This window comes from Komagataeibacter europaeus LMG 18890 (genome assembly GCF_000285295.1).
GTDB classification, from domain to species: Bacteria; Pseudomonadota; Alphaproteobacteria; order Acetobacterales; family Acetobacteraceae; genus Komagataeibacter; species Komagataeibacter europaeus.
In genome coordinates, this window is record NZ_CADP01000187.1 from 1 (window position 1) to 3435 (window position 3435).

A 3435-nucleotide genomic window follows, 5' to 3' on the forward strand; every position below is an offset into this window, starting at 1 on the left:
TCGGCCCTGCCTTTCGATCATATCCTGTTCACCGGCAGCACGGCGGTCGGAAAGAAGGTGGCAGAGGCGGCGGCACGCAATCTCACCCCGGTCACGCTTGAACTGGGCGGCAAGTCGCCCGTGGTGATCGCGCCCGGTTTTTCCATGCAGCAGGTGGCCGAGCGCGTGGCGTTCGGCAAGCTGACCAATGCCGGGCAGACCTGCATCGCGCCGGATTATGTGCTGGTTCATGAAGGCGACAGGGACGCTTTTGCCGCAGCCTATCAGGACGCCGTGAAAAAGCTGCATCCGGGCGGTTACGCCGGGTCGCCTGATTATACGGCCATTCTCAACACGCATCATTATGAGCGCCTGAGCGGTCTGGTCCGTGATGCCGAGGAGCATGGTGCGCAGGTCATCCGGATGGGGAGCGATTCAGCCGCCAGCCATGTCCTTGCGCCGGTTCTCATACTGGACGTCAGACCTGAACTTGCGGTCATGCAGGAGGAGATTTTCGGACCCATCCTGCCTGTGTTGACCTACAGGAACCTTGATGAAGCGATTGCTTTCATCAACGCCCGTCCCCGGCCTCTGGCCCTGTATTATTTTGGCGACAGCCGCGTTGAACGCGACAGGGTGTTGAAGAACACGATTTCAGGAAACGTGACGATCAATGGTACATTGATGCATTATGTGCAGGACGATCTGCCGTTTGGCGGTGTGGGGGACAGTGGGATCGGCGCGTATCATGGAAAGGAAGGCTTCATGGCACTTACACATGCCCGTGGGGTGTACAGACAGGGGCGTTTCAATGCGGCAACACTGCTTCAGCCGCCATTCGGCAAACTAACCGACGTCATCACCAATCTGATCCTGCGATGACGACGCGCGTTCTGCTCATCGGGGGCACCGGTCTCATCGGGCGTTCTGTCGATGCGGACCTTGCCAAGCGGCCTGATACCGTCGTCACCAGCCTGACGCGTCGGAAATCATCTTGCTCCGATCATGTCATTGATTTCGAACGCCTGTACGCGGCGCCCGAGGTGACGTTACGGACCGTCGCCCCAACTGGCGCTGACGTGGCGATTTCCTGCCTTGGCACCACAATTCGTGCCGCTGGATCGCAGACGGCCATGTTCCGCGTAGATCATGACTATGTCCTCGCTTTTGCTACAGCGGCACATGCGCTTGGCGCACGCCAGTTCATTCTCGTTTCTTCCGTGGGGGCGGGCGGTCCCGGTTTTTACCTCAGGACCAAAGGCGAGATCGAGCGCGACATCAGGGCGCTCGGTTTCAGCCGCGTGGACATCCTGCGTCCCGGCATGTTGCTGGGTCACCGTGCAGAGGCACGACCGATGGAGGCGATCGGTCAGCGGCTGGCGGCGGCGCTGGCACCGTTCATGATCGGCAGGCTTGCTGGATATGGCGCGATTGACGCGAAAACTGTCGCGAAGGCGATTGCCGGGCTTGTGGGGCAGGTGGCAGATGGATGCCGGACATATGACAATGCGGACCTGCATCGGATCGCCGGTCAAACTGCCAACTCATAAGATGATCCGGTTCGGAACCACTGGGATCAGGAATTAAGCAGGCAGGCAGCACTTGCCTCTTCCCGGACGTAGGGCTCGGCAATCTGCGTTCCCGAAAGCAGACGTCAGATCATAACCTGCCTGCCAAGCGGGTCAGAAGATCCATGCGCTCGTGTAGAATGGCCACGACCAAGGCTGGCGCACCCTCACGCGGTAGACAGAAAATGTAGTGATGGTCGACCCGCACCATTCTCAACCCAGGACACAGCGTGCTCATGTCCTTGAAAGCGCTATGACCTTCGACGAGACTGATAATGCCTTGCTCCAGAACGGCGACATATCGACGAACCTGAGCGTCTCCCCACTGTTTTGTTGTGTAACGGATGACTGCACGCAAATCAGCTTCCGCTGCTTCAGTAAGGATGTAACTTTTCAAGCGTGCTTCTCGTTGAGTTCCTCACTAAGGATCGCACTGACGCTCTTTGAGCTTACCTTGCCGTCAAGGCCTTCCTGAACGCGGGCTCTAAGAAGATTTTTAAGTTCCTGCCACGCATGGTCAGTATCAAGATTATCAGGGAGCAAGCGCTCAAGGGCATACTGTTTGATCGTCTTGCCCTGTAGCGCCGCCAGTGCTTTCAGGCTCTGGTGCTGCTGATCCGTCATATCAATGGTCAGTCGGCTCATGATATATCCCTCCCATGAAGCACAAACCCACATTAGCACATATGTGGGCGAGATGCGAGGAAAAGGCGGCAGCCGCCTTCATTCGAGACATTAAGAATACTGAGATGTAAACGGAAAAGTGGATTTTTGCCGTCTCGATTTCAGTTAGCGCTTACTCTACATGAAATTGTTCGGCGTTTCCTTTGCGAGCATCAATTCCAGAGAACGAAGAACTCTTTCCTCCTCGTCATCTGAAACTGAAATAAGCATCATTAGATGATGCTCCTGTCGCAATGACGGGAGCAGAACGATGGCGGGACGACAGGCAGGTCAGGTGGTGCTGAGTCCGCAGGCGCGGACGTTTCCTGAAGGGCAGGCCCAGCGACACCAGGACCGGACGGCGGCGCGACAGGTGCGCAGTGTGTTCTCAGCCTTGCTGCGGTGCATATAAGCATCGGCTGCCTGGTAATCCCCCCATAAAAAGAGTGACTTTTGAATGAGAATTTTCTCAGCGTAAGAATTGAGGAGATTCTGATGAAGAGTGATCGCTTTACTGACGCCCAGATCATGGGTGTGATCCGCCAGGCTGAGGGCGGTGTCCCGGTTCCTGACCTGTGCCGGGAGCATGGGATCAGCAACGCCACGTTTTACCGGTGGCGCGCGAAATATGGCGGCATGGATGCTTCGATGATCAGTCAGATGAAGGCTTTGGAAGAGGAGAACCGTCGGCTGAAGCGCATGTATGCGGATTTGAGCATGCAGACGGATATCCTGAAGGAAGTCCTTGGAAAAAAATGAAGCGGCCAGCCCAGCGCCGGGAACTGGCCGCACAAGCTGTGGCGCATCATGGGGTCAGCATTGCGCTGGCCTGTCGGATTTTTGGGATATCCGAGACCTGCTTTCGCTATCGTCCGCGACTGGCAGCGGAGAACGACAGGATTGCCGCTCTTCTTGTGGGACTGACCCAGGCTCACAGGAGATGGGGATTTGGTCTGTGTTTCCTGTATCTGCGCAATGTGCAGGGACATGTCTGGAATCATAAGCGGGTTTATCGGATCTATCGGGAACAGGAACTCAACCTGCGGATTAAACCCCGCAGGCGTCTGGTTCGCGAAAAGCCTGAAAAGCTGTCGGTTCCGGCCCTTCCCAACAGGGTCTGGTCCATGGATTTTATGGCGGACAGGCTGATGGATGGACGTGCTTTTCGGCTCCTGAACATTCTGGATGACTTATGTGGACGGCCGGTTCGATGCAATGGATCACA

The 3435-nt window shown here is 56.5% G+C and carries 4 protein-coding genes and 1 pseudogene; 3 read left to right on the forward strand and 2 right to left on the reverse strand.

Features of this window, described 5'->3' with window-relative positions:
* On the forward strand, nt 1–861 hold an 861-nt coding region (locus GEU01_RS20190; RefSeq protein ID WP_019087489.1), incomplete at its 5' end, for an aldehyde dehydrogenase family protein.
* Complete coding sequence (locus tag GEU01_RS20195; protein ID WP_010516413.1) at nt 858–1529, forward strand: NAD(P)H-binding protein; 672 nt, start codon at nt 858–860, stop codon at nt 1527–1529. The genes GEU01_RS20190 and GEU01_RS20195, both read left to right, overlap by 4 nt.
* Before the next feature lie 109 nt (nt 1530–1638).
* On the opposite strand, the gene GEU01_RS20200 is transcribed toward GEU01_RS20195, so the two are convergent.
* Both GEU01_RS20200 and GEU01_RS20205 read right to left on the reverse strand, forming a co-directional pair.
* Nucleotides 1639–1944 (reverse strand): type II toxin-antitoxin system RelE/ParE family toxin, encoded by a 306-nt coding sequence (locus GEU01_RS20200; protein WP_010516412.1) that lies wholly within the window; start codon nt 1942–1944, stop codon nt 1639–1641.
* Nucleotides 1941–2192, reverse strand: a complete 252-nt coding sequence (locus GEU01_RS20205) for an antitoxin (RefSeq protein WP_010516410.1) — start codon at nt 2190–2192, stop codon at nt 1941–1943. Before GEU01_RS20205 ends, GEU01_RS20200 begins: the two co-directional genes overlap by 4 nt.
* A gap of 513 nt (nt 2193–2705) precedes the next feature.
* Between GEU01_RS20205 and GEU01_RS25130 the strand changes: the two are divergent.
* Nucleotides 2706–3435, forward strand: a pseudogene (locus tag GEU01_RS25130) (transposase); the annotation flags it as partial.